General features: G+C 44.5%; 25 protein-coding genes. 1 reads left to right on the top strand and 24 read right to left on the bottom strand.

The features are described 5' to 3' along the window. Window positions 1-47: 47 nt before the first annotated feature. Window positions 48-962, bottom strand: coding sequence for a DNA-binding transcriptional activator PunR (gene punR / locus ACMAZD_RS17430; protein ID WP_435248081.1), 915 nt, complete (start codon window positions 960-962; stop codon window positions 48-50). Window positions 963-1,125: 163 nt separating this feature from the next. Here punR and punC point away from each other — a divergent pair, with 163 nt between their 5' ends. After that, window positions 1,126-2,337: a purine nucleoside transporter PunC gene (gene punC, locus ACMAZD_RS17435; protein WP_435248082.1), complete on the top strand. Its 1,212-nt coding sequence runs from the start codon at window positions 1,126-1,128 to the stop codon at window positions 2,335-2,337. 158 nt (window positions 2,338-2,495) lie between these two features. Here the strand turns inward: punC and glmU are convergent, their stop codons facing one another. The 23 genes from glmU to ACMAZD_RS17550 all read right to left on the bottom strand — a co-directional run bounded on the left by glmU (window position 2,496) and on the right by ACMAZD_RS17550 (window position 22,675). Then, window positions 2,496-3,854, bottom strand: coding sequence for a bifunctional UDP-N-acetylglucosamine diphosphorylase/glucosamine-1-phosphate N-acetyltransferase GlmU (glmU, locus tag ACMAZD_RS17440; protein ID WP_435248083.1), 1,359 nt, complete (start codon window positions 3,852-3,854; stop codon window positions 2,496-2,498). Window positions 3,855-4,038: 184 nt separating this feature from the next. Beyond that, window positions 4,039-4,461, bottom strand: a complete 423-nt coding sequence (locus ACMAZD_RS17445) for a F0F1 ATP synthase subunit epsilon (RefSeq protein ID WP_017107532.1) — start codon at window positions 4,459-4,461, stop codon at window positions 4,039-4,041. A gap of 18 nt (window positions 4,462-4,479) precedes the next feature. Beyond that, window positions 4,480-5,883, bottom strand: a complete 1,404-nt coding sequence (gene atpD / locus ACMAZD_RS17450; RefSeq protein ID WP_017107531.1) for a F0F1 ATP synthase subunit beta — start codon at window positions 5,881-5,883, stop codon at window positions 4,480-4,482. A gap of 34 nt (window positions 5,884-5,917) precedes the next feature. Next, window positions 5,918-6,784 carry a F0F1 ATP synthase subunit gamma gene (gene atpG / locus ACMAZD_RS17455; RefSeq protein WP_004735739.1) on the bottom strand — a complete coding sequence of 289 codons (867 nt, stop codon included), beginning with the start codon at window positions 6,782-6,784 and terminating at the stop codon, window positions 5,918-5,920. Between the two features lie 48 nt (window positions 6,785-6,832). Beyond that, entirely contained in the window at window positions 6,833-8,374 is a 1,542-nt protein-coding gene (gene atpA / locus ACMAZD_RS17460) for a F0F1 ATP synthase subunit alpha (protein ID WP_004735737.1), read from the bottom strand. A 13-nt stretch (window positions 8,375-8,387) separates the two neighbouring features. Further along, window positions 8,388-8,921 (bottom strand): F0F1 ATP synthase subunit delta, encoded by a 534-nt coding sequence (atpH, locus tag ACMAZD_RS17465; protein ID WP_017107529.1) that lies wholly within the window; start codon window positions 8,919-8,921, stop codon window positions 8,388-8,390. A gap of 15 nt (window positions 8,922-8,936) precedes the next feature. Then, entirely contained in the window at window positions 8,937-9,407 is a 471-nt protein-coding gene (gene atpF / locus ACMAZD_RS17470) for a F0F1 ATP synthase subunit B (protein WP_017077303.1), read from the bottom strand. Window positions 9,408-9,465: 58 nt separating this feature from the next. Beyond that, on the bottom strand, window positions 9,466-9,723 hold the full coding sequence (atpE, locus tag ACMAZD_RS17475; protein ID WP_004735734.1) for a F0F1 ATP synthase subunit C: 258 nt from the start codon (window positions 9,721-9,723) through the stop codon (window positions 9,466-9,468). Window positions 9,724-9,772: 49 nt separating this feature from the next. Beyond that, a complete protein-coding gene (gene atpB, locus ACMAZD_RS17480; RefSeq protein ID WP_004735733.1) occupies window positions 9,773-10,570 on the bottom strand; it encodes a F0F1 ATP synthase subunit A in 798 nt (265 codons plus the stop codon). A gap of 8 nt (window positions 10,571-10,578) precedes the next feature. Beyond that, window positions 10,579-10,968, bottom strand: coding sequence for a F0F1 ATP synthase subunit I (locus tag ACMAZD_RS17485; protein WP_004735732.1), 390 nt, complete (start codon window positions 10,966-10,968; stop codon window positions 10,579-10,581). Between the two features lie 191 nt (window positions 10,969-11,159). Then, window positions 11,160-12,041, bottom strand: a complete 882-nt coding sequence (locus ACMAZD_RS17490) for a ParB/RepB/Spo0J family partition protein (protein ID WP_435248084.1) — start codon at window positions 12,039-12,041, stop codon at window positions 11,160-11,162. A 23-nt stretch (window positions 12,042-12,064) separates the two neighbouring features. Continuing rightward, on the bottom strand, window positions 12,065-12,838 hold the full coding sequence (locus tag ACMAZD_RS17495; RefSeq protein ID WP_435248085.1) for a ParA family protein: 774 nt from the start codon (window positions 12,836-12,838) through the stop codon (window positions 12,065-12,067). A 14-nt stretch (window positions 12,839-12,852) separates the two neighbouring features. Continuing rightward, a complete protein-coding gene (gene rsmG, locus ACMAZD_RS17500) occupies window positions 12,853-13,485 on the bottom strand; it encodes a 16S rRNA (guanine(527)-N(7))-methyltransferase RsmG (RefSeq protein ID WP_435248086.1) in 633 nt (210 codons plus the stop codon). Beyond that, on the bottom strand, window positions 13,485-15,380 hold the full coding sequence (mnmG, locus tag ACMAZD_RS17505; protein ID WP_435248087.1) for a tRNA uridine-5-carboxymethylaminomethyl(34) synthesis enzyme MnmG: 1,896 nt from the start codon (window positions 15,378-15,380) through the stop codon (window positions 13,485-13,487). Before mnmG ends, rsmG begins: the two co-directional genes overlap by 1 nt. A gap of 479 nt (window positions 15,381-15,859) precedes the next feature. After that, the gene (mioC, locus tag ACMAZD_RS17510) at window positions 15,860-16,294 is read right to left on the bottom strand and encodes an FMN-binding protein MioC (RefSeq protein ID WP_435248088.1); all 435 of its coding nucleotides are present in this window, start codon (window positions 16,292-16,294) and stop codon (window positions 15,860-15,862) included. 48 nt (window positions 16,295-16,342) lie between these two features. Beyond that, a complete protein-coding gene (gene mnmE, locus ACMAZD_RS17515) occupies window positions 16,343-17,704 on the bottom strand; it encodes a tRNA uridine-5-carboxymethylaminomethyl(34) synthesis GTPase MnmE (protein ID WP_029223656.1) in 1,362 nt (453 codons plus the stop codon). Between the two features lie 130 nt (window positions 17,705-17,834). Next, a complete protein-coding gene (gene yidC, locus ACMAZD_RS17520) occupies window positions 17,835-19,454 on the bottom strand; it encodes a membrane protein insertase YidC (protein ID WP_435248089.1) in 1,620 nt (539 codons plus the stop codon). 2 nt (window positions 19,455-19,456) lie between these two features. Beyond that, on the bottom strand, window positions 19,457-19,714 hold the full coding sequence (yidD, locus tag ACMAZD_RS17525) for a membrane protein insertion efficiency factor YidD (protein WP_004735802.1): 258 nt from the start codon (window positions 19,712-19,714) through the stop codon (window positions 19,457-19,459). After that, window positions 19,681-20,004, bottom strand: coding sequence for a ribonuclease P protein component (gene rnpA, locus ACMAZD_RS17530; protein ID WP_017055478.1), 324 nt, complete (start codon window positions 20,002-20,004; stop codon window positions 19,681-19,683). The genes yidD and rnpA overlap by 34 nt, the downstream gene beginning before the upstream one ends. Window positions 20,005-20,049: 45 nt before the next feature. After that, window positions 20,050-20,184, bottom strand: a complete 135-nt coding sequence (rpmH, locus tag ACMAZD_RS17535; RefSeq protein ID WP_004735800.1) for a 50S ribosomal protein L34 — start codon at window positions 20,182-20,184, stop codon at window positions 20,050-20,052. A gap of 206 nt (window positions 20,185-20,390) precedes the next feature. Continuing rightward, window positions 20,391-21,128: an amino acid ABC transporter ATP-binding protein gene (locus ACMAZD_RS17540; RefSeq protein WP_017111750.1), complete on the bottom strand. Its 738-nt coding sequence runs from the start codon at window positions 21,126-21,128 to the stop codon at window positions 20,391-20,393. Continuing rightward, on the bottom strand, window positions 21,125-21,796 hold the full coding sequence (locus ACMAZD_RS17545; protein ID WP_004735796.1) for an amino acid ABC transporter permease: 672 nt from the start codon (window positions 21,794-21,796) through the stop codon (window positions 21,125-21,127). The genes ACMAZD_RS17540 and ACMAZD_RS17545 overlap by 4 nt, the downstream gene beginning before the upstream one ends. A gap of 129 nt (window positions 21,797-21,925) precedes the next feature. Next, on the bottom strand, window positions 21,926-22,675 hold the full coding sequence (locus tag ACMAZD_RS17550) for an amino acid ABC transporter substrate-binding protein (RefSeq protein ID WP_435248090.1): 750 nt from the start codon (window positions 22,673-22,675) through the stop codon (window positions 21,926-21,928). Window positions 22,676-22,884: the final 209 nt, after the last annotated feature.

Here is a 22,884-nt window from a genome sequence, read left to right on the forward strand (position 1 = left end):
GATTCAAACCTCACTCGCAAGATCCTTAACCGATCGCGATCGCATCATTAGATCGCTTTACGATGCTCCAACCAATCCTGGTGAAGCTGTTCACTCGATCCTAAATATTTAATCATCCACTCGATCAACTTATGGTTGTCGTCTTTTCGCCACACTAAGCAACAGTGACTCTGTGGACTAGGCTCGGGCAATATTTTTTCCACCAGTAAACCTTGCTCAATAATAGGTGCGGCAATATGCCTTGGCATGTAACCCACCCCTACACCATTTTTAAGGCACTCTATCGCGCTGTACCAGTTAGGTAATAGAAGACGTCTCTGACTCGCATAGTGGCCAGTATGACGCTTAGGCAGCACACTAGAGGTATCATCCAAACAGATCGCTAGATATTGACTGACAAAAGCTTCATTGAGGTTTTGCTCTCGCACACAAGGATGACTGGGTGACATAACAAATGCCCAATCTAAACATCCCATGTCCTTTACTTCAAAGTCACCGCCAACCGGAATCGCCGAAGTAGCGCCAATCACAATATCCGCCCTGCCCTGTGCAATAGCTTCCCAAGAACCGTTAAACACTTCCATGTTGATCTGTAACTCAGCGAACTCAAAGGTTTGATAAAACTCTTCAATCATTGGCTTCATCTTGTCGAGCTTCACCACGTTATCAAGGGTTAGGCGTAGGGTTTTCTTCCAACCACGCGCAGCGCGGCGAGTTTGTGCACTGAGTTCTTCCATTTGTCTCAGCAGCTGGCGAGCCTCTTCAATAAACAGCTCCCCAGCAGGCGTTAGCTCTACTTTTCTGGGTAAGCGTCTGAAAAGTAAAACATCAAGCTCTTGCTCTACCTGTCTAACCCCATAGCTGATCGCCGATGGTACTTTGTGCAATTGTTCTGCCGCCGCAGTAAAGCTGCCCAAGCGAGCAACAGTATCAAGCATTTCTAACGAGGATTTAGAAAACATAAGCCTTCAAATTTTTTGATTGATAACTACATATTTTAGCGTTTTATTTTATCAGTTCTGAAAAATAGAATGTCAGCATAAATAAACAGGAACTTTCATTCCTGATTATCTAACAATTTTTTTGATGATAAAAACATCACTACTTTTAGCTTAATGGCATCTTATGAATATTTCTAAATTTCAATTGGTCTACCTTGCAGTACTTTCAATGCTTGGTTTCATCGCGACTGATATGTACCTTCCAGCGTTCAAAGCAATGGAAGTCGACTTTGCAACAGGACCAGAGCAGATCGCCTTGTCTCTAACCGTATTCCTTGGCGGTATGGCACTGGGTCAGCTTCTTTGGGGTCTAGCAAGTGACAAATATGGTCACCGCATTACGCTGGCAGTCGGTCTAGTAATATTCACCGCCGCTTCATTTGGCTTAGCATTCAGTACCGAAGTATGGCACCTATTAACACTGCGCTTCATTCAAGCGATCGGTGTATGTGCGCCTGCGGTAATTTGGCAAGCAATGGTTATTAAGCGTTACTCTCAAAGCAGTAGCCAGCAAATTTTTGCGACTATCATGCCTCTAGTCGCGCTATCTCCAGCATTAGCACCTCAACTGGGTGTGTTGCTAGCAGACAGCTTTGGTTGGCACAGTATCTTTATCACATTGACGCTAATGGGCGCATTGTTGATCGCAACGACAATGGCTCAACCAAAAGAAGTGCCGGAAGTAAAACAGACATCGATCAAGACTGATATTAAAACGCTACTTAAGTCTAAGCCATACATGGGCAATGTGTTGATGTTTGCATCGGCGTCAGCAGCGTTCTTCGCTTACCTAACGGGTATGCCAGAGATAATGGCTCAGCTAGGTTATGAAGCAAAAGACATTGGTCTTAGCTTCATTCCACAGACAATCGCCTTTATGGCTGGTGGTTACTTCGGTAAACAAGCAGTGAAAAAGTACGGTGATGGCATCGTATTACGAAACCTGATTGGTTTGTTTAGCGTTGCTGCGTTACTTATTTTCATCGCATCACAATGGGAACTGACTTCAATTTGGCCTCTACTGGCACCGTTCTGTCTGATTGCAGTTGCAAACGGCGCACTTTACCCAATCGTAGTAAACCGTGCCCTATCAAGCGCAAAACAGAGCCCTGCAACGGCAGCAGGCCTGCAGAACAGCCTTCAGATCAGTATTAGCAGCCTATCAAGCGCACTCGTTGCCGCAATGGCGAGCCAAGCTCTAAGCGCGACAGGCATCGCTGTGGTGATTTGTTTAGGTACTTTGTGGATTGGCTACATAGTTTCAAACAAAGAACTGTCTGACCACTTTGTTGCGCCAGATAACTCTCGCGTAGTGGCAGAAGAGAAGCAAGACTAGCTTCTAGCTTCTAGCTTCTAGCTTCTAGCTTCTAGCTTCTAGCTTAAGAAAACAAAAAAAGAGCGAGATTACTCGCTCTTTTTTGTATCTAGATAAATACAAAAAAGCCAGTAGCGATGCTACTGGCTTTCATAAGAATATATTTTGGACGTTAGAGATTACTTCTTAGTTGGACGTTTCCAATCAGTAATCTTGCGTTCTTTTGCACGGCTGATAACTAACTCATTTTCAGCAACATCACGAGTTACTGTAGAGCCAGCACCAACGGTAGCACCGTTACCAATCGTAACAGGAGCGATCAGTTGGCTATCTGAACCAACAAATACGTCATCGCCAATGATGGTCTTAAACTTGTTCGCACCGTCGTAGTTACAAGTGATAGCACCGGCACCCACATTTACGCGCTGACCAATTTCAGCATCGCCTAGATACGTTAGGTGGTTGGCTTTAGAGCCCTCACCAAGTCGGGTGTTCTTCACTTCAACGAAGTTGCCTACATGCGAATTGTTACGCATGTCAGCACCAGGACGTAAGCGAGTGAAAGGACCAACCGTACAGTCTTCCCCAATTGTCGCACCTTCGATTATGCTGTATGGGCGAACGATAGTGTTGTCATCAATCTCACAGTCTTTCAGTACACAACCAGTGCCAATAACCACGTTATCACCAATGCTTACGCTGCCTTCAATGATGACGTTGGTATCAATCTCAACATCCATACCACATTGAAGCTCACCACGTAGATCAAAGCGGCTTGGGTCGCGCAACATTACGCCTTGCTTTAATAACTTGTCTGCTTGCTCAGCTTGGTAAGCACGCTCTAGGCAAGCCAGTTGAGAGCGATCGTTCACGCCTTCAACTTCAATAGGGTTGACAGGGTGAACCGCTTCAACCGCACGGCCTTCATCATGAGCGGCTGCAATAACGTCAGTCAGATAGTATTCACCTTGTGCATTGTCATTGCTTAGGCCTGATAACCAACGCTTAAGATCGCCGCCTGTTGCGACCATAACGCCAGTGTTGATCTCTTTGATAAGCTTCTGCTCATCGGTTGCGTCTTTCTGTTCAACGATTGCCACAACAGGGCCGTTGCGACGAATGATACGACCGTAACCCATAGGGTTATCTAGAACGACAGTAAGCAGTGCGATACCACCGTTTGGTTGAGCGTCTAATAGGTTTTCAATGGTTTCTGGCGAGATAAGCGGAACATCACCGTATAGCACAAGTACTTTTTCATCATCAGCGAAATGTGCAGAAGCCTGATCAACCGCGTGGCCAGTACCCAGCTGTTCTGCTTGCAGTGCCCAGTTTACTGTCTCGCTTGCTAACGTAGACTTCATCTGCTCACCACCATGGCCGTAAACCAAGTGGATGTTTTGAGCGCCTAAGCCGTTACAAGTATCGATAACATGTTTAACCATCGGCTTACCCGCAAGCGTGTGCAGAACCTTTGGTGTGTTTGAATACATGCGAGTGCCTTTGCCTGCTGCGAGAATTACCGCGCTAAACTTCATTGTAAACCTATCCAACATTATTTTTTATTAAGCCGATATTGTAACCGTTTTTGGCGAAAAAATTAAATCGCAATAACCATTTAACCGATATTGATATGTAAAAGGAACATTTTTGACAATCCAAAAATGCAAAAAGGCGACCCTTAGGTCGCCTTTATCTCAGAATCACTAATCTTATAAAAGATTAACGACGCTGTTTTGTCAGTTCGATAACTCGTAACTGAGCAATGGCTTTAGCCAGTTCACCGGCCGCTTGTGCGAAGTCTATGTCGCCATGCTGATTTTGGATATTCTCCACAGCCTTGCGTTTAGCTTCTTCCGCCTTTGCTGCGTCTAGTTCTTCACCACGGATAGCCGTATCAGCCAGTACAGTCGCTGTACCAGGTTGAACTTCTACCATACCACCAGAAACATAAATGATTTCTTCGTGGCCGTGCTGCTTAACAATACGCACCATACCAGGCTTGATAGCGGTCAGCAGTGGAGTGTGACCATGGAAAATACCAAGTTCACCCTCACTACCGGTCACCTGAAACGTTTCAACAAGACCAGAGAAAAGTTGTTTCTCTGCGCTTACAACGTCTAGGTGAAAGGTTATTGCTGCCATATCGCCTCCTAGTTAGCCTTATAGCTTCTTAGCATTCTCAATAGCTTCGTCAATTGCACCACAGTACATAAACGCTTGCTCTGGAATGTCATCGTATTCACCAGATAGAAGACCTTGGAAGCCACGTAGAGTCTCTTTAAGAGGTACGTAAACGCCTGGGTCACCTGTAAATACTTCCGCTACGTGGTAAGGCTGAGTTAGGAACTTCTCAATCTTACGAGCACGAGATACGACTTGCTTATCTTCTTCAGATAGCTCATCCATACCTAGGATAGCAATGATATCTTTCAGCTCTTTATAGCGCTGAAGTGTAGACTGAACGCCACGAGCGATGTCGTAGTGTTCTTGTCCAACTACCAATGGATCCAGTTGACGTGAAGTAGAATCTAGCGGGTCGATCGCTGGGTATAGACCCATAGATGCGATATTACGGTTAAGTACTACCGTTGCATCTAAGTGAGCGAACGTTGTTGCTGGAGACGGGTCAGTCAAGTCATCCGCAGGTACGTATACCGCCTGTACAGACGTGATAGAACCAGCTTTAGTTGACGTGATACGCTCTTGTAGAACACCCATTTCTTCAGCTAGTGTAGGTTGGTAACCTACCGCAGAAGGCATACGACCTAGAAGTGCTGATACTTCAGTACCTGCTAGTGTGTAACGGTAGATGTTATCAACGAACAGTAGAACGTCACGACCTTCGTCACGGAAGCGTTCTGCCATTGTTAGACCAGTCAGTGCAACACGTAGACGGTTACCTGGTGGCTCGTTCATCTGACCGTAAACCATCGCTACTTTTGATTCTTCAGGTTTTTCGATGTTTACAACACCAGCTTCCTGCATCTCAAAGTAGAAATCGTTACCTTCACGAGTACGCTCACCTACACCTGCAAATACAGATAGGCCTGAGTGTTGAAGTGCGATGTTGTTGATAAGTTCCATCATGTTAACGGTCTTACCTACACCAGCACCACCGAATAGACCGATTTTACCACCCTTAGCGAATGGACAAATCAAGTCGATTACTTTAACACCAGTTTCTAGAAGAGAAGTCTCATTAGACTGCTCTTCGTAGCTTGGAGCTTCACGGTGAATAGCGTAATGCTCTTCAGCACCGATTTCACCACACTCATCAATTGCGTCACCTAGGACGTTCATGATACGACCAAGTGTCTTAGTACCTACTGGTACCGAGATTGGAGCGCCAGTATTTTCAACTGTCAAACCACGACGTAAACCATCAGAGCTACCCATTACGATTGCGCGTACTACGCCACCGCCAAGTTGTTGCTGAACTTCAAGAACTAGACGCTCTTTCACTTCATTAACATTCAGAGCATCGTATACACGAGGTACTTCGCCCTGTGGGAACTCTACGTCGACTACCGCACCAATGATCTGTACGATCTTACCTGTAGCCATCGTTAATCCTCTAACTATTTAGTTTTACCTAAGCTTAAACCGCAGCTGCGCCTGAAACGATCTCAGAAAGTTCTTGTGTAATCGCCGATTGACGGGCTTTGTTATACACAAGTTCTAAGTCATCAATAATGTCACCAGCGTTATCTGTTGCTGATTTCATTGCAATCATTCGAGCCGCTTGCTCACAAGCAAGATTCTCGACCACACCTTGATACACTTGAGATTCGACGTATCGAACTAATAGTGCATCTAGTAATGGTTTTGGCTCGGGCTCATAAATGTAGTCCCAAGAATGACTGCGTTTCATTTCTTCGCTGTCTGATTTAGGCAAAGGAAGTAATTGATCGATCGTTGGTTCTTGAACCATAGTGTTTTCAAATCTGTTAAACACTACGAACAGGCGATCCAATTCACCTTCATCATATTTCTTCAGCATAACGCTCACAGAGCCAATCAAGTCTTCAAGGCTTGGACGATCGCCCAGACCAGAAACTTGAGCTGCTACTTTCGCGCCGCTGTTATTGAAAAATGCTGTTGCTTTAGAACCTACAATTGCAAGCTCTACATCAGCACCTTTCTCAGACCAATCTTTCATGTCATTCATAGCTTTCTTGAACAAGTTAATGTTCAAACCACCACAAAGACCACGGTCTGTAGAAACGATGATGTAACCAACACGTTTGGCTTCACGTTCCTCAAGATAAGGATGCTTATACTCGAGGCTACCATTAGCCAAATGACCGATCACTTTACGCATTGTTTCTGCATATGGACGAGTAGCTTCCATTGCGTCTTGAGAACGACGCATTTTTGAAGCTGCTACCATTTCCATTGCTTTCGTAATCTTCTGTGTGCTTTTAACACTACCGATTTTATTACGTATCTCTTTTGCGCCGGCCATCGTTACTCTCCGTTAATGGTATGAGGTGGCCCTAAGACCACCTACCAATTACCAGGTCTGGGTTGCCTTGAAATCGTCAACAAGCTTCTTCAGCTCAGCTTCGATTTCTTTGTTGAAAGCACCCGTTGCGTCGATCTGTGTTGCTAGATCAGCGTATTGACCACGAGCAAACGACAGTAAAGCAGCTTCAAAATCTAGAACTTTAGACAGTTCTACGTCTTGAAGGTATCCACGCTCTGCAGCGAAGATTACTAGAGCTTGGTCAAATACAGACATAGGAGCATATTGTTTCTGCTTCATCAGTTCTGTCACTTTTTGACCGTGGTCTAGTTGCTTTTTGGTCGCTTCATCAAGATCCGATGAGAACTGTGCAAATGCTGCAAGTTCACGGTATTGAGCTAGAGCAGTACGGATACCGCCAGATAGCTTCTTGATGATTTTAGTCTGCGCCGAACCACCTACACGAGAAACTGAGATGCCAGGGTCAACAGCTGGACGTACGCCCGCGTTGAATAGTTCAGTTTGTAGGAAGATCTGACCATCAGTAATCGAGATTACGTTCGTTGGTACGAATGCAGATACGTCACCAGCTTGCGTTTCGATGATAGGTAGAGCAGTTAAAGAACCAGTCTTGCCTGTCACTTCACCGTTAGTGAACTTTTCTACGTATGCTTCGCTTACACGAGCAGCACGCTCTAGTAGACGAGAGTGAAGGTAGAAAACATCACCAGGGAACGCTTCACGGCCAGGTGGACGCTTAAGTAGTAGTGAAATTTGACGGTAAGCTACCGCTTGCTTAGATAGATCATCATAAACAATCAGTGCATCTTCGCCGCGATCACGGAAGTATTCACCCATCGCACAACCAGCATACGGTGCAAGGTATTGCAGCGCTGCAGATTCAGAAGCAGATGCAACAACAACAACAGTGTTAGCCAGTGCGCCGTGCTCTTCTAGTTTGCGAACTACGTTAGCAATAGTCGACGCTTTTTGGCCGATAGCTACGTAGATAGAGAAAATACCAGAGTCTTTCTGGTTGATAATCGCATCGATCGCCATTGCTGTTTTACCAGTCTGACGGTCACCGATTACTAGTTCACGTTGACCACGACCGATAGGGATCATTGAGTCAACTGACTTATAACCAGTTTGAACAGGTTGATCTACCGATTTACGGTCGATTACACCTGGTGCGATAATTTCTACAGGCGAAGTTAGTTTCGCTTCGATAGGACCTTTACCATCAATTGGCTCGCCTAGCGTGTTTACAACACGACCAAGCATTTCAGGACCTACTGGTACTTCAAGAATACGACCAGTACCTGTAACTTTCATGCCTTCCTGTAGGTCAGCATACGGGCCCATTACAACAGCACCAACCGAATCACGGTTCAAGTTTAGTGCTAGCGCGTAACGGCCACCCGGTAGTTCGATCATTTCACCTTGCATCACGTCCGCTAGGCCGTGGATGCTAAGGATGCCATCGCTTACAGAAACGATAGTACCTTCATTGCGAGCTTCACTAACAACGTCGAAAGATTCAATACGTTGTTTAATTAGATCGCTAATTTCAGTGGAATTAAGTTGCATGCTCCAATCCCCATTAAGACTGCAATGCATCGCTCAGGCGGTCTAAACGACTGCGCGCTGAGTTATCGATGACTAGGTCTCCGGCTCGAATAATAACTCCACTAAGTAGAGTCTCATCTATACTGCAATTCAGCTGAACTTTGCGCGCTAGGCGCAGTTCCAATTTGCTGATGATGCTTGAACGTTGTTCTTCAGAAAGCTCAACCGCTGAAGTTACTTCAACGTCGATTTCTTTCTCATGCTCTTGTTTAAGCAATAAGAACTGTTTGCAAACATCAGGAAAGGCCATTAAACGACCATTCTCTGCCATCACTTTAATTAAGTTCTGGCCGAATTCATCAAATTGTTCGCCACAAATTACAATGAATACTTCAGCTAACTTTTCAGCAGTCATAGAACTGCTTAACAAATTATGAACATCATCATTTTGTGCCACTTCGGCAGCAAAAGTAAGCATTTGACCCCATTGGTCTAGCTCACCTTTATCTACCGCAAAGTCAAACGCTGCTTTAGCATAGGGGCGTGCGATTGTAGTCAAATCAGACATATACAGCCCCTTGCTTTAAAGTTTTGCAGTAATGTTGTTAAGAAGATCATTGTGTACATCTTTATCGATAGTACGCTCAAGGATTTTCTCAGCACCAGCTATAGCCAGAGTTGCGACTTGTTTGCGCAGGTCATCACGGGCACGTGTGCGTTCAGCTTCAATTTCTGCTTCAGCTTGCGTTAAGATCTTCTGGCGTTCTGCCTGAGCCTCTTCGCGCGCTTCATCAATAATTTGAGCTTTACGTTTGTTTGCCTGATCAATAACCTCAGTTGCAGTGCGCTTCGCTTCCTTCATTTGCTCAGAAGCGTTGGCTTGTGCCAGGTTCAAGTCTTTAGCAGCGCGTTCAGCGGCTACAAGACCGTCAGCAATTTTTTTCTGACGTTCTTCAATTGCTTGCATAATTGGTGGCCATACATATTTCATGCAGAACCAAACAAACAGCGAAAAAGCAATTGCTTGACCTAACAGAGTTGCGTTCATATTCACAACAGCTACTCCTCGTTAAGAATCAACTACAAAAATTTAATTAACTATTGAGAGTTAATTAGCCTGCTAGCTGACTTACAAATGGGTTAGCAAACGTGAATAGTAGTGCGATTACGATACCGATCATTGGAACAGCATCCAGTAGACCAGCGATGATGAACATCTTAACTTGTAGCATTGGAGCCATTTCAGGTTGACGCGCAGCGCCTTCTAGGAATTTACCACCAAGAATAGCAAAACCAATTGCAGTACCTACGGCACAAAGACCAACAATGATAGCAACAGCGATTGCTGAAAAACTTAGTACAGTTTCCATTTACGTTCTCCGATTAACATTAATAGTTAGAATAAAGCTTAAAAATTTTTTAGTGATCACTATCTTCATGGGCCATTGATAGATAAACGATTGTCAACATCATGAAAACAAACGCTTGAATCAAAATAACCAAGATATGGAAGATAGCCCAAGGTAGTGCACCTACCCATTGTAAGTACCACGGTAGCATTGCCGCGATAAGAATAAACACCACCTCACCCGCAAACATATTACCAAATAAACGCATACCGAGAGATAGTGGCTTCGCTAATAACGAAATTACCTCAAGTACCAAGTTAAATGGAATCATGATTGGGTGATTAAATGGATGCAGTGCCAATTCTTTAGCAAATCCGCCTAAGCCTTTCACTTTGATGCTGTAGTAGATCATCAGAGCAAAAACACCTAAAGCCATTGCCATTGTTATATTTACATCAGCTGTAGGAACCACTTTCAAGTAAGGGATACCTAGCCAATGCTCTGCAGGATACGGTAAGAAATCGATAGGCACTAAGTCCATCAAGTTCATAATGATAATCCAGCAGAATATAGTCAGTGCTAATGGAGCTACCAGAGGATTGCGGCCATGGAAAGTTTCTTTAACGTTGTCGCCAACGAATTCCACTACCATTTCAACAAAACACTGAAGCTTACCAGGTACACCTACTGTTGCTTTCTTAGCGACTGAGCGAAAAACCCAAAGGAATAACACCCCTGTCAGCACAGAAAAAAACAGACTGTCTATATGTACGTTCCAGAAACTTGTTTCCTCTACAAGACCAAACTTAGCTAAAGAAAGGTTTTGTAAATGGTGTTCAATGTATCCGGATGCTGTTGGCGCAGCCATAACTCATCCTATTTTTTATTGTTAATGAAAAGCACTGGCGCAAAGATATTAATACCTAGAACCAGTAAATAGGTCAGTTTGAGGGGAATTAATTCCACCTGCATATACATGTAGACAATAGAGAATAATAAAACTGTGATTAAGATTTTGAGCACTTCGCCAGCATAGAACGACGCCGCAACTAACTTAGTTGCGCGAGCTCCACAAAATAGGAAAGCACACACACAAAAAACTACATTTGCGATGACAAAAATACCGCCACCGATTAATGCAGCAAAACCCCAATCAGGATTAACAGCTAAACCTAACCCTATCGCCACTAATATAACCGCGCTAAGCTCGATCAATAACATTTGCTTTGCAAGCACTCGTCCTGGTCTTGCTAACGCCGCTACCATGTATTCGTTCCTCTTTAAGCCCACTTTACCACTCGCTTCAAAGCGTGCTGAGAAATTGGCGAAAATTATACGTTCAGCCAAATTGATTGCAATCACAATGCAGCAATCATTTACATTTTTGCATACAAACCGACAACTTTTGTACGAAATTACTTATTTATTACATAATTGACCTAAATCAATTATCTCATTTAGTACTCTAGTTTAGCAATAAGTTGCTCTAATTTGTGAGGCTCATCAAGAGTAATTGTTACTTTTGACTTACCGCTAACAGAACGTGTAACTGAAACGTTTGCTTGCAATTTTTCCGTAAGTCTTCGTGAAAGTTCGATGGCTTCTTTGTCCTCGGGCTTCGATTCAGACTCAACCTCTGGTTTTAAGCACTTTTTGACGAGTTGCTCAGTTTGACGCACGGTCATCTGTTTGCTTGCCGCGGTGTTAGCCGCTTCTATCTGAACATCGCCTTCAAGTGCTAATAATGCACGCGCATGACCCATTTCAAGCTGCTTTGACACAACTAACGCTTTTACCGGTTCAGCCAATTGATTAAGACGCAGTAGGTTACTCACAGTCGCGCGAGATTTACCTATCACATCAGCCACCTTCTGGTGCGTCAGTTCAAATTCGTTCTGTAAACGTTCTAGAGCCTGCGCTTCCTCGATCACATTCAGGTCTTCACGCTGAATATTCTCGATCAATGCCATAGCAATGGCGGCCTTATCTGTAACTTTCTTAACCAGACATGGAACCTGCTTAAGACCAGCTTGACGCGCAGCTCTCCAACGACGTTCACCAGCGATAATCTCAAACTGGTCCTGCGTTAAATGACGCACAACAATCGGTTGAATGATACCTTGAGATTGAATAGATACTGCGAGCTCTTCTAGCGCTTCAGGCGCGATATCCTTACGCGGTTGATATACACCTGGCTTCAAGCTACCGATAGCAATCTCTGTGAACTCACCATCAGCAGACAAAGCCTGGCTATGAGAAGCAACTTGTTGTTTTTCACGAGCCAACGAGCTAGTTGCAAGCAATGCATCTAGCCCTTTTCCTAAACCACGCTTAGACATTGAGTGAATTCCTTTGGTTAGACTTATACTGGGATTTCTTCACGACGCAACATTTCGCCTGCCAGAGCAAGATATGCTTTAGCCCCTGCGGAATATTTGTCGTAGTACATTGCTGGCTTGCCATGACTTGGCGCTTCTGCCAGACGCACATTACGAGGGATCACAGTTCGGTAGACTTTATTACCGAAGTGTTTTTTGAGTTGATCAGAGACTTCATTCGATAAGCGATTACGGGGATCATACATTGTACGCAGAAGACCTTCGATCTTTAGATCCTCGTTTACTACAGCGGCAAGTTTACTGATGGTATCCATCAATGCAGTCAAACCTTCCAGAGCAAAGTATTCACATTGCATAGGAACCAAAACGGAATCGGCCGCAGCCATCGCGTTGATGGTAAGAAGATTTAATGACGGCGGGCAATCAATAAAGATGTAATCATAATTGCCACGAATGGATGCCAGCGCGTTCTTTAGGCGAACTTCGCGAGCAAATACTTCCATCAACTTGATTTCTGCAGCCGTAACGTCACCGTTTGCGGCGATGAGGTCATAATTGCCAGATGTACTTCGGCAAACTACCTCATCAAATGGGCTGTCTTCAACCAGCAAATCGTAAGCCGTTGCTTCAACCTGATATTTGTCGACACCACTCGCCATAGTGGCATTACCTTGAGGGTCGAGGTCAACAACCAATATCTTGCGTTTAGTTGCCGCCATTGATGCTGCTAAGTTAACACAAGTTGTTGTTTTTCCTACGCCACCTTTTTGGTTGGCAATTGCTACAATTCTACCCACTATGGCCTCGCTGATTATCCCTGACGCGATAAAGTAACTAAATGACGCTCTCCATCAAGCTCTGGCACTTGCAAAGCTTTGATGTCTGTCACTGAACACCATTCAGGTAACAGGTCGACTTCGTCTCTAGGATGTTGTCCCTTAAGAGCCAAAAATACACCGGATTGCTCTTTAGGTAAATGGTGACACCACTCTACCATGTCTGTCATGGAAGCAAATGCACGGCTGAGCACAGCATCAAACTTTTCTTCTGGTTGAAATTCTTCAACACGGCTTTGTACTGGAACAACGTTATCGATGCCCAATTCATGAATCACTTGTTTAATAAAACGAATACGCTTGCCTAGGCTATCGAGCAAGTAAAACTCGCAGTCAGGGTTCATGATTGAGAGCGGAATCCCAGGAAGACCAGGGCCTGTACCTACATCAATAAAGCGCTTGCCTTGTAAGTGAGTACTAACAATGATGCTATCTAAGATATGTTTCACCATCATTTCTTGCGGGTCACGAACAGACGTTAAATTATAAGCCTTGTTCCATTTATTGAGTAACTCAACGTAGCCCACTAATTGGCTACGTTGTTTTTCCGATACTTCAAGTTCAGTCTGGCCAATCAGGTGATCCAGTTTTTCGCGTAATACGCTCATTATGCTTCCTCACCTTTTTTCAATAGGCCGTGCTTTTTCAGATAAACCAACAAAATAGAGATTGCAGCAGGCGTTATACCAGAGATACGCGAAGCAATACCGATCGAATCAGGTTTAGCGGTAGTTAGTTTTAGAACCACTTCGTTAGAAAGCCCTTTTACCTTGCTGTAATCGATGTCAGCCGGCAGTTTGGTATTTTCATGACGCAGTGATTTTTCAATTTCATCTTGTTGACGCTGGATATAGCCATCGTACTTAACTTGGATCTCAACTTGCTCAGAGGCTTGTTGATCTTCCAGTGCAGGACCGAAACGATCCAACGACGTTAGCTGTGAATAAGTCATTTCAGGACGACGAAGAAGATCTTCACCACTCGCTTCACGAGACATCGGTGTTTTAAGGATTTGGTTCAATTGATCTATATCTTCAGATTTTGGATTAATCCATGTTTCTTTAAGACGTTGACGCTCTTTCTCCATGTTTTCCATCTTCTCGTTGAATCGCATCCAACGAGCATCGTCGACCAAGCCAAGTTCACGTGACTTTTCAGTCAAACGGATATCAGCGTTGTCTTCACGAAGCAACAAACGGTATTCGGCGCGAGATGTAAACATGCGGTACGGTTCTTTGGTCCCCATTGTCGACAAGTCATCGATAAGTACACCCATGTAAGCTTGATCGCGGCGTGGGCTCCAGCCCTCTTTGCCTTGCGTAAACAAACTCGCATTCAAACCGGCCATTAAGCCTTGTGCTGCGGCTTCTTCGTAGCCAGTGGTGCCATTGATTTGACCGGCAAAGAACAGACCCTTAATAAACTTAGTCTCGTAAGTCAGTTTAAGATCGCGAGGGTCAAAGAAATCGTACTCAATCGCGTAGCCTGGACGAACGATGTGCGCGTTTTCAAAACCTTTCATTGAGTGAACAATTTTTACCTGAACATCAAACGGCAAACTGGTTGAAATACCATTCGGGTATAACTCGTGCGTCGTTAGGCCTTCAGGCTCAATGAAAATTTGGTGACTGTTTTTATCAGCAAAGCGCATCACTTTGTCTTCAATCGACGGACAGTAACGAGGGCCAATACCTTCAATTACACCAGCGTACATTGGGCTGCGATCGAGATTGGCACGAATAACGTCATGCGTATTTTCGTTAGTGTGCGTGATGTAACATGGAATCTGACGCGGCTGCTGAGCTCGGTTACCCATGAATGAGAAAACCGGAGTCGGATTATCGCCGTGTTGAACCTCAAGCTCAGAAAAATCAACGCTGCGTGCATCGATGCGAGGAGGTGTACCCGTTTTCAGGCGATCAACACGAAATGGAAGATCACGAAGACGGTCAGCAAGCGCGATCGATGGTGGATCACCTGCACGTCCACCCGATGAACTTTCCATACCAATATGGATCTTACCACCTAGGAATGTGCCTACCGTTAAGACCACAGCGTTAGCGCGGAATTTGAGGCCCATTTGCGTAACCACACCCACCACTTGATCTTGTTCAACGATCAAGTCATCAACCGACTGTTGGAACAGAGTTAGGTTTGGTGTGTTTTCAAGAACATTACGGACAGAGGCTTTGTAAAGTGCGCGGTCAGCTTGTGCACGAGTTGCACGTACCGCAGGGCCTTTTGATGCGTTTAATGTTCTGAACTGAATACCTGCATGATCAATAGCTTGCGCCATTAATCCACCCATAGCATCGACCTCTTTTACCAAGTGGCCCTTACCGATCCCGCCAATGGCTGGGTTGCAAGACATCTGTCCCAAAGTATCGATATTATGAGTTAGTAATAACGTACTTTGACCAGTACGTGCAGATGCGAGTGCGGCTTCCGTTCCTGCATGGCCACCACCAACAACGATGACGTCAAATTTTTCGTGATAAAGCATGAACCGACCTCAGGTACTCAAACGTTTCTAGATTGATAAAAAGGAGCGATATTCTACCTGTTTTCATAGCTTGAGAAAACGTTTTTGGCATTTTTCGAGAAAGCTGTTTTTAATTAATATAGATAAGATCTTTAAAGAGATCTTTTATTAGATCTATTATTAGGATCGAGGGTATCTGTGGGTAAGTCAAAAATGATCAACAAGATCATGGATCTTTTTTGGATCAAAGACTGTGATCTAACTTTGATCATAATGAGGATTAGCTGGGATCAAAATGGCTACTTATACACAAGGTGAAATTACCTAGAAAGTTGTTATTTGGATAACTATAGGTTAATCACCGTATATGTATGATCTTATCCACAGAGAATATTGAAAAAATGACATGTATTTCGATTTATTTTCAAAAAAGTTATTCACAATCACGATATTCAGAGACAAAAAAAGCGGCATAAGCCGCTTATTAGAAGATTGAGGAGTTAAAACTGGTCGCTATGATCGTTAAACCAGTCCTCTGCAGCATCCTCAGGAACCGGTGTTTCAAGAACATCGATGGTAAAACACGCTGAAATAGGCTGAGCACCAAGCTTTTCTAGAAGCAAATAAGCAGACTGACCTGCAGAACAGAAGGTGTCGTAGCTTGAGTCACCAAGAGCAACCACAGCAAAGCGAATCGCGCTTAAATCGGGAGATTCTTGATTCAATGACTTGATCAAAGGTTGGATATTATCAGGAAACTCACCCGCACCATGCGTCGATGTTACCAATAACCAAGTACCTTGCTGCGGAATATTGTCGTATTCAGGCTGATTATGAAGCTCGATCTCGTGCCCTTGAGCCACTAGAAGATCGTTAAGGTGATCGCCAACGTATTCAGCGCCACCTAAGGTGCTGCCAGTAATAATGTGGATCATTAAGCTGTCCTTACAAAAGAAAAGGCCAGCGTAAGCCAGCCTTTATGGTTATTTACCGATACAGAATGAAGAAAATATACGACCTAATAAATCATCTGAACTGAACTCGCCAGTGATCTCATTGAGGTGCTGTTGGGTGATTCTAAGCTCTTCCGCTAATATCTCTCCGGCCATGTAGCCTTCAAGCTGTTGTTGTCCAATATCAAGGTGTTCCGATGCGCGTTCTAGGGCATCTAAGTGGCGGCGACGTGCCATAAAGCCACCTTCGTTGCCACCAGCAAAGCCCATGCACTCTTTAAGATGGCTACGTAGGGCATCAACACCTTCACCTGTTTTTGCGGATAGACGGATGAGAGTTGGATCATTTACATGGCAGATCCCTAGCTCTTCACTGGTTTGATCCGCTTTGTTGCGGATCACCGTCATACCTATATTATTGGGTAGACGATCAACGAAATCTGGCCAAATTTCTTTAGGGTCCGTTGCCGTTGTCGTCGTGCCATCCACCATAAATAATACGCGGTCTGCTTGTGCAATTTCTTCCCAAGCGCGTTCAATACCGATTTTTTCTACTTCATCGGAGGCATCACGCAGGCCTGCGGTATCGATAATGTGCAGTGGCATGCCGTCAATATGGATATGTTCACGCAGTACATCACGTGTCGTTCCCGCAATATCGGTCACAATGGCAGACTCTTTACCCGACAGCGCATTCAATAGGCTTGATTTGCCCGCATTTGGGCGGCCTGCAATCACGACTTTCATGCCTTCACGCATGATTGAGCCTTGATTGGCTTCTTGGCGTACAGCTTCTAAGTTATCAATGATAGCTTGTAAGTCAGTACTTACTTTACCGTCAGCCAGAAAGTCAATTTCTTCTTCTGGGAAATCAATCGCGGCTTCAACGTAGATTCTTAAGTAAATCAGAGAATCTACCAGCGTATTAATGCGTTTAGAGAACTCACCTTGCAGGGATTGTAGTGCTGATTTCGCCGCTTCTTCTGAGCTGGCGTCAATCAGGTCGGCAATCGCTTCAGCTTGTGTTAAGTCCATCTTGTCGTTTAAGAATGCACGTTCAGAGAACTCACCAGGACGCGCGGCACGTACACCTGAGATGGATAGGATACGTTTGATCAGCATGTCCATAACCACAGGACCACCGTGGCCTTGCAGCTCTAACACATCTTCGCCAGTGAACGAGTGTGGGTTAGGGAAGTAAAGTGCAATACCTTGGTCGAGTTCGGTGCCATTGTGAGATTTAAAAGGTAGGTACTCGGCATAGCGCGGTTTTAGTACTTTGCCTGTTACTTCTAGAGCGACTTGAGCGGCTTGTGGGCCTGAAACGCGGATAATACCGACGCCACCACGCCCTGGCGCAGTCGCTTGAGCAACAATCGTATCTGTAGTCATAGTTGTGCCTGCTAGCATGTGAAGGCCAAAGGGGGCGTTCACGATTAATCAATTAGCTGAATTGTAATCAGCTCAAAACAAAAAGGCGACCTTTTGGTCGCCTTTCTTTTATCTCTTTCTGTTATCGAACTTACTTAGAGTGTAAGCCTTTCTTTTCCAGCGCGCGGTAGATAAGCGTTTGCTGAATCAGAGTTACGATGTTCGATACTAGCCAGTAAAGAACCAGACCTGACGGGAAGAACAAGAAGAAGAAAGTAAACATAACCGGCATAAAGGTCATGATTTTCTGCTGCATTGGATCCGTTACAGTAGTTGGGCTCATCTTCTGGATTAGGAACATTGAAGCACCCATCAGAAGTGGCAAGATGTAGTATGGGTCTTGTGCTGAAAGGTCAGTAATCCAACCGAAGAACGGTGAGTGACGCAGTTCAACAGACTCCATTAGTGCCCAGTATAGTGAAATGAAGATCGGCATTTGCAAGACGATAGGTAAACAGCCACCAAGTGGGTTTACTTTCTCTTTCTTATACAACTCCATCATTTCTTGGCTCATGCGTTGACGATCGTCGCCAATACGCTCACGCATTGCAGTCAGTTTAGGCTGAAGCATACGCATTTTCGCCATAGACGTGTACTGAGCTTTCGTTAGTGGGTACATAGCACCACGAACGATAAACGTTAGACAGATGATTGCCAGACCCCAGTTCACAACAATGCCCTGAATGAACGAAAGCAGAGTATGAAGTGGTTTAGCAATGAACCATAACCAACCGTAATCAACTACTAGGTCTAGGTTTGGTGCAACAGCAGCCATTTGGTCTTGAAGTTTAGGACCAACCCAAAGCGTTGCTTTGAAGCTTACTTCGTCGCCAGTAGCGATGGTCTTGTTCGGCATGCGGATACCGATGTCGCCAAGATTACCGATGACACGAGTGTAAAGGTTGCTGCCTGCTTCGTCGCGTGGGATCCAAGCACTTGCAAAGTAGTGCTGAATCATCGCTGCCCAACCTTGACCATTGGCTAGGTTAAGAGACAGGTTGCGATCTTGCATGTCGTCGAAGCTGTATTTTTTGTAGCGCGTATCTTCCGTAGAGTAAGCACCACCACGGTAAGTTGGCATTGTTAAGCTACCGCCGTCGTCCATAACGTTTTGACGTAGGTGAGCGTACATGCCGAATGTCGCGTTGGTACCAGAGTTGTTGACTACATCGTATTCAACATCTATTGCGTAGCTGCCACGCTTAAGGACGAATGTTTTCGTGTAATCAAGGCCGTTCGCTTGGTAAGTCATCGGGATGCGTAGTTCATCCTGACCATCAGCAAGCGTGAAGCTGTCTGCTGAAACTGTGTAGCTTGGGCGGTTTGTGCTGCTTAGGTCGATACCTTGAGGACCCACTAGACCGCTTTGTGCGATAAATTGGTGACCTGGTTCGTTCTTAAGAAGAACAAACGTATCTTCAGAATCAAACTCAGCAGAGTAATCATTTAGATTTGCTTTAACGACATCACCACCAACCGTATCAATTGACAGAGTCAGTACATCAGTTGTTACTGTGATAGTTTTTGCAGAAGCAACTTGACCCGGAGTTGGGTCTAGATCATCTGCATAAGATGGTGCTGGTAGGGTGCTGTCAGATTGTGCCTGCTCAACCGCTTGTGGTGCTGGGTTCTGAGCTACGTTCCATTGTTGGAACAGTAGAAAAGAAACCAATGCCAGTGCGATTAACAGGATATTACGTTGAGAATCCATCGTTATTTATCTCTGTCTTGTTTTTGGACCGGTGGAACGGGGTCAAAGCCCCCTTCGTTCAAAGGATGGCATTTTAATAGACGTTTGCCTGATAACCAACACCCTTTTACAAAACCGTGAGCTTTCAACGCTTCTATCGCATATAAAGAGCAGGTTGGAGTAAATCGGCAGCGTGGGCCGATGAGTGGACTAATAAACCATCTATAAAAATAGATGGGTATTAGCGCTATCCACGCGAAGGGCGAGACAGGCGAAGCCATAATTTGTCGAGTAGCTTGAACATTTCTTCATTGCTTAAATCTTGCGCGCTCTTCTTAGCGATTACAACAAAATCTTTGTTAGGAAGTTTGTGTTGAGTGTTACGAAAGCTTTCACGAGTAAGACGCTTGAATCGGTTACGACCCACGGCGGTTTTAATCTGCTTTTTCGGAACAGCTAATCCAAGGCGAGGATTTGAAAGAGAGTTATTTCGGGCAATGATGGTGAAATGAGGGGAGCCTGCTCGATGAGCTTGCTTGAAGACATTCTGATAATGTTCGGGAGTTAACAAGCGTAACTCCCGACCGAAGGCTAGCTTATTCAAAATAATCAAAGATTACTTAGAAAGACGCTTACGGCCTTTTGCACGACGTGCATTGATTGTTGCGCGACCGTTCTTAGTAGCCATGCGAGCACGGAAACCGTGTGTACGCTTACGCTTTAGAACTGTAGGTTGAAAAGTGCGTTTCATTGTAATTACCTTACTGATCAGTAGTTTTAGGTTTTTGTTAAACCCGGCGTGGGCATTTTTTCTCTTCTTTATATAAGAAAGGAAAACCGACGCCTCTCAACAAAGAGGCGGAATTGTAATCACTGTCACAAAAAGTGTCAATGATTGGGTTAACTAAAATTCCGGTCGGGGGATTATACGTAGAATAACTAAAATCACAAGGATCCTTAGTCGATCCCAACCTTATTTAAGAATTTTTGTAATTTAGGATCCTGTGGATTACCAAAAATATCCTGTGGAGATCCCTGTTCGACAATATGGCCATCAGCCATGAAGATCACTCGGTCTGCAACCTCTTTAGCAAATTGCATTTCATGGGTAACCACTAGCATAGTTTGATGCTGATTTGCTAATTTTTTCATTAGGTTAAGTACTTCACCAACCCACTCAGGATCGAGCGCTGAAGTCGGCTCATCGAACAATAAAAGCTCCGGTTGAAGGGCCATTGCTCGGCCAATACCAACGCGTTGCTGTTGCCCACCAGAGAGTGCAGCAGGGTAGCTGTCTGCTCTGTCACCTAAACCGATATCATCTAATATTTGTTGTGCTTTTTCATGAGCTTGCTGCTTTTTCCAACCACGAACGGTAATCAAACCTTCAGCAATATTCTGCTTTGCCGTTTGATGAGCAAACAAGGCGTAGTTTTGGAACACAAAACCGGTCTTACGGCGTAGTGCCAGTACCTCGGCTTTGGTGTGTTTTTTTACATCGACGTTAATATCATCAATGGAAATCTTGCCTTGATCGGCTTGCTCGAGAAAATTAACGCAGCGCAGCAGTGTAGACTTACCAGTACCACTTGAACCTATGATGACAATAATCTCACCTTGATTAATTTCTAGGTCGATTCCTTTAAGAACTTCGGTGTCACCAAACTGCTTGTGGATATTTTCTAATTTGATCATCGTACATACGCCTTATTCAGTTTCACTTCGGCCCAGATTTGAATGCGAGTAAGGATAACCACCACGCCCCAATAAATCAGCGCAACTGCTAGGAAGGCCTCAAAGAAACGGAAACTTGAAGATGCTTCCATTTGAGCTTTGGCCATGATTTCAGCTACACCTAAGGTGAAGGCAAGGGAAGTTGACTTGATCATGTCGATGAAATAGTTCATCAAAGACGGCAGTGCCACACGGGTTGCTTGCGGCAAGATCACTCGACGCATCGCTTGGCTGGTTGTCATACCTACTGAGAGGCTGGCTTCCATTTGGCTGCGATCGATACCGATAATAGCAGCACGAATACTTTCAGCCATGTAGGCAGCAAAGTGTAAGGTTAAGCCAATAACCGCAGCGCCAAACGCATCGAGTCCAACCATCCACGGAAATACCTGAGGTAGGCCGTAATATAGAAGGAACAGTTGCACCAGCAGTGGCGTGCCTCGGAAGAAGCTAATATACAGCTGGCTCAGTTGGTCGAGTACAGGGATTTTGAATACACGAATGTTCGCCAGTATCAGAGATAGAATCAGAGCGAAAAATAAGCCCCAGATTGCCATCTCCATAGTGGTGCCTAAATACTTCAGCAGTATTGGCAACAGACCTAGCATGTAGTTAAAGTCAAATCCCATAATCTATCTCATATTTTTATTGGTAGTATTGTTCGGAAATACTGTTATATCTGGCTTTTTAATCAGTACACGAAAGCAAAAAGCCCACCGCTGTATAAGCAGTGGGCTCTGAATGCATTGAGTGAGTAATTACTTCTTAGTAATGTCCGCACCGAACCATTTTTGAGAGATGCTCTCTAGCGTACCATCTTCACGCATTGCTGCGAGTGCTTGGTTTACTTCAGCTTGCAATTTTTTGCCGTTATCGTTGTTTACGAAAGGCCATGCATTCTCGATAGTCTCGAATGGTTGTCCTGCTAGCTGTAATGGTAGACCAGTCTTCTTAATAAGCTCTAGTGCTGATAGGCGATCCATTACGAATGCATCGGCACGACCCAGCGCAACATCATGCTCAATACCTGTATCGTAGGTTTTCACATTGATTTTGCCATCTTTATCGTAGCTGCGTAATAGTTGCTCAAAGTTTGAACCAAGATTTACTGCAACCGTCTTGCTATCAAGGTCTTCGATGCCTTGAATGCTGTCATTACCCTTACGAACGGTAATTTGTGCGCCGTCTACTACGTATGGGTCTGCGAATAGGTATTTAGCCTTACGTGCATCCGTGATTGTAATTTGGTTTGAAATCGTATCGATGCGACCTGTTTCAAGAAGACCGAATAGACCAGAGAAGTTTGCTGTCACGTATTCAACGCTATAGTCATTCCGTTTACCGATCTCATCCCATAAATCCACTTCAAAACCTTGCAGTTGATCCTGTTTTACGAAAGTGAATGGGAAGTAGCGACCAGACATGCCGACTTTAACTTCAGTCGCAGCTTGAACAGTAGCAGCAGAGAGTGCGATAGCCGCAATTGCAGCCTTAATCCAGTTATTCATTTGGTAACTCCTTATATTTATGGGATTGGATGTTACTGGGAAAATGCTCAATAGAATAAATAACCAGATGTTATTAACCATAACCAGATCGCATTCTCGATTTGGGGATAATTAGCAAGGATCCGGGCATAAGTCGATCGTTGTGTGAGTAAAGTAGGGGCAAGATGTGTGGATCCAGCCAAATTTACCCTATTTATTGTGAATAACTT

The sequence above is a fragment of the Vibrio sp. nBUS_14 genome, assembly GCF_051201655.1.
In the GTDB taxonomy this organism is placed as follows: Bacteria; Pseudomonadota; Gammaproteobacteria; order Enterobacterales; family Vibrionaceae; genus Vibrio.

What these genes read in the sequence shown, in the direction of transcription:
- punR (WP_435248081.1), bottom strand. Translation starts at nt 962, where the DNA reads ATGTTTTCTAAATCCTCGTTAGAAATGCTTGATACTGTTGCTCGCTTG.
- punC (WP_435248082.1), top strand. Translation starts at nt 1,126, where the DNA reads ATGAATATTTCTAAATTTCAATTGGTCTACCTTGCAGTACTTTCAATG.
- glmU (WP_435248083.1), bottom strand. Translation starts at nt 3,854, where the DNA reads ATGAAGTTTAGCGCGGTAATTCTCGCAGCAGGCAAAGGCACTCGCATG.
- ACMAZD_RS17445 (WP_017107532.1), bottom strand. Translation starts at nt 4,461, where the DNA reads ATGGCAGCAATAACCTTTCACCTAGACGTTGTAAGCGCAGAGAAACAA.
- atpD (WP_017107531.1), bottom strand. Translation starts at nt 5,883, where the DNA reads ATGGCTACAGGTAAGATCGTACAGATCATTGGTGCGGTAGTCGACGTA.
- atpG (WP_004735739.1), bottom strand. Translation starts at nt 6,784, where the DNA reads ATGGCCGGCGCAAAAGAGATACGTAATAAAATCGGTAGTGTTAAAAGC.
- atpA (WP_004735737.1), bottom strand. Translation starts at nt 8,374, where the DNA reads ATGCAACTTAATTCCACTGAAATTAGCGATCTAATTAAACAACGTATT.
- atpH (WP_017107529.1), bottom strand. Translation starts at nt 8,921, where the DNA reads ATGTCTGATTTGACTACAATCGCACGCCCCTATGCTAAAGCAGCGTTT.
- atpE (WP_004735734.1), bottom strand. Translation starts at nt 9,723, where the DNA reads ATGGAAACTGTACTAAGTTTTTCAGCAATCGCTGTTGCTATCATTGTT.
- atpB (WP_004735733.1), bottom strand. Translation starts at nt 10,570, where the DNA reads ATGGCTGCGCCAACAGCATCCGGATACATTGAACACCATTTACAAAAC.
- ACMAZD_RS17485 (WP_004735732.1), bottom strand. Translation starts at nt 10,968, where the DNA reads ATGGTAGCGGCGTTAGCAAGACCAGGACGAGTGCTTGCAAAGCAAATG.
- ACMAZD_RS17490 (WP_435248084.1), bottom strand. Translation starts at nt 12,041, where the DNA reads ATGTCTAAGCGTGGTTTAGGAAAAGGGCTAGATGCATTGCTTGCAACT.
- rsmG (WP_435248086.1), bottom strand. Translation starts at nt 13,485, where the DNA reads ATGAGCGTATTACGCGAAAAACTGGATCACCTGATTGGCCAGACTGAA.
- mnmG (WP_435248087.1), bottom strand. Translation starts at nt 15,380, where the DNA reads ATGCTTTATCACGAAAAATTTGACGTCATCGTTGTTGGTGGTGGCCAT.
- mioC (WP_435248088.1), bottom strand. Translation starts at nt 16,294, where the DNA reads ATGATCCACATTATTACTGGCAGCACCTTAGGTGGCGCTGAATACGTT.
- mnmE (WP_029223656.1), bottom strand. Translation starts at nt 17,704, where the DNA reads ATGACTACAGATACGATTGTTGCTCAAGCGACTGCGCCAGGGCGTGGT.
- yidC (WP_435248089.1), bottom strand. Translation starts at nt 19,454, where the DNA reads ATGGATTCTCAACGTAATATCCTGTTAATCGCACTGGCATTGGTTTCT.
- yidD (WP_004735802.1), bottom strand. Translation starts at nt 19,714, where the DNA reads ATGGCTTCGCCTGTCTCGCCCTTCGCGTGGATAGCGCTAATACCCATC.
- rpmH (WP_004735800.1), bottom strand. Translation starts at nt 20,184, where the DNA reads ATGAAACGCACTTTTCAACCTACAGTTCTAAAGCGTAAGCGTACACAC.
- ACMAZD_RS17540 (WP_017111750.1), bottom strand. Translation starts at nt 21,128, where the DNA reads ATGATCAAATTAGAAAATATCCACAAGCAGTTTGGTGACACCGAAGTT.
- ACMAZD_RS17545 (WP_004735796.1), bottom strand. Translation starts at nt 21,796, where the DNA reads ATGGGATTTGACTTTAACTACATGCTAGGTCTGTTGCCAATACTGCTG.
- ACMAZD_RS17550 (WP_435248090.1), bottom strand. Translation starts at nt 22,675, where the DNA reads ATGAATAACTGGATTAAGGCTGCAATTGCGGCTATCGCACTCTCTGCT.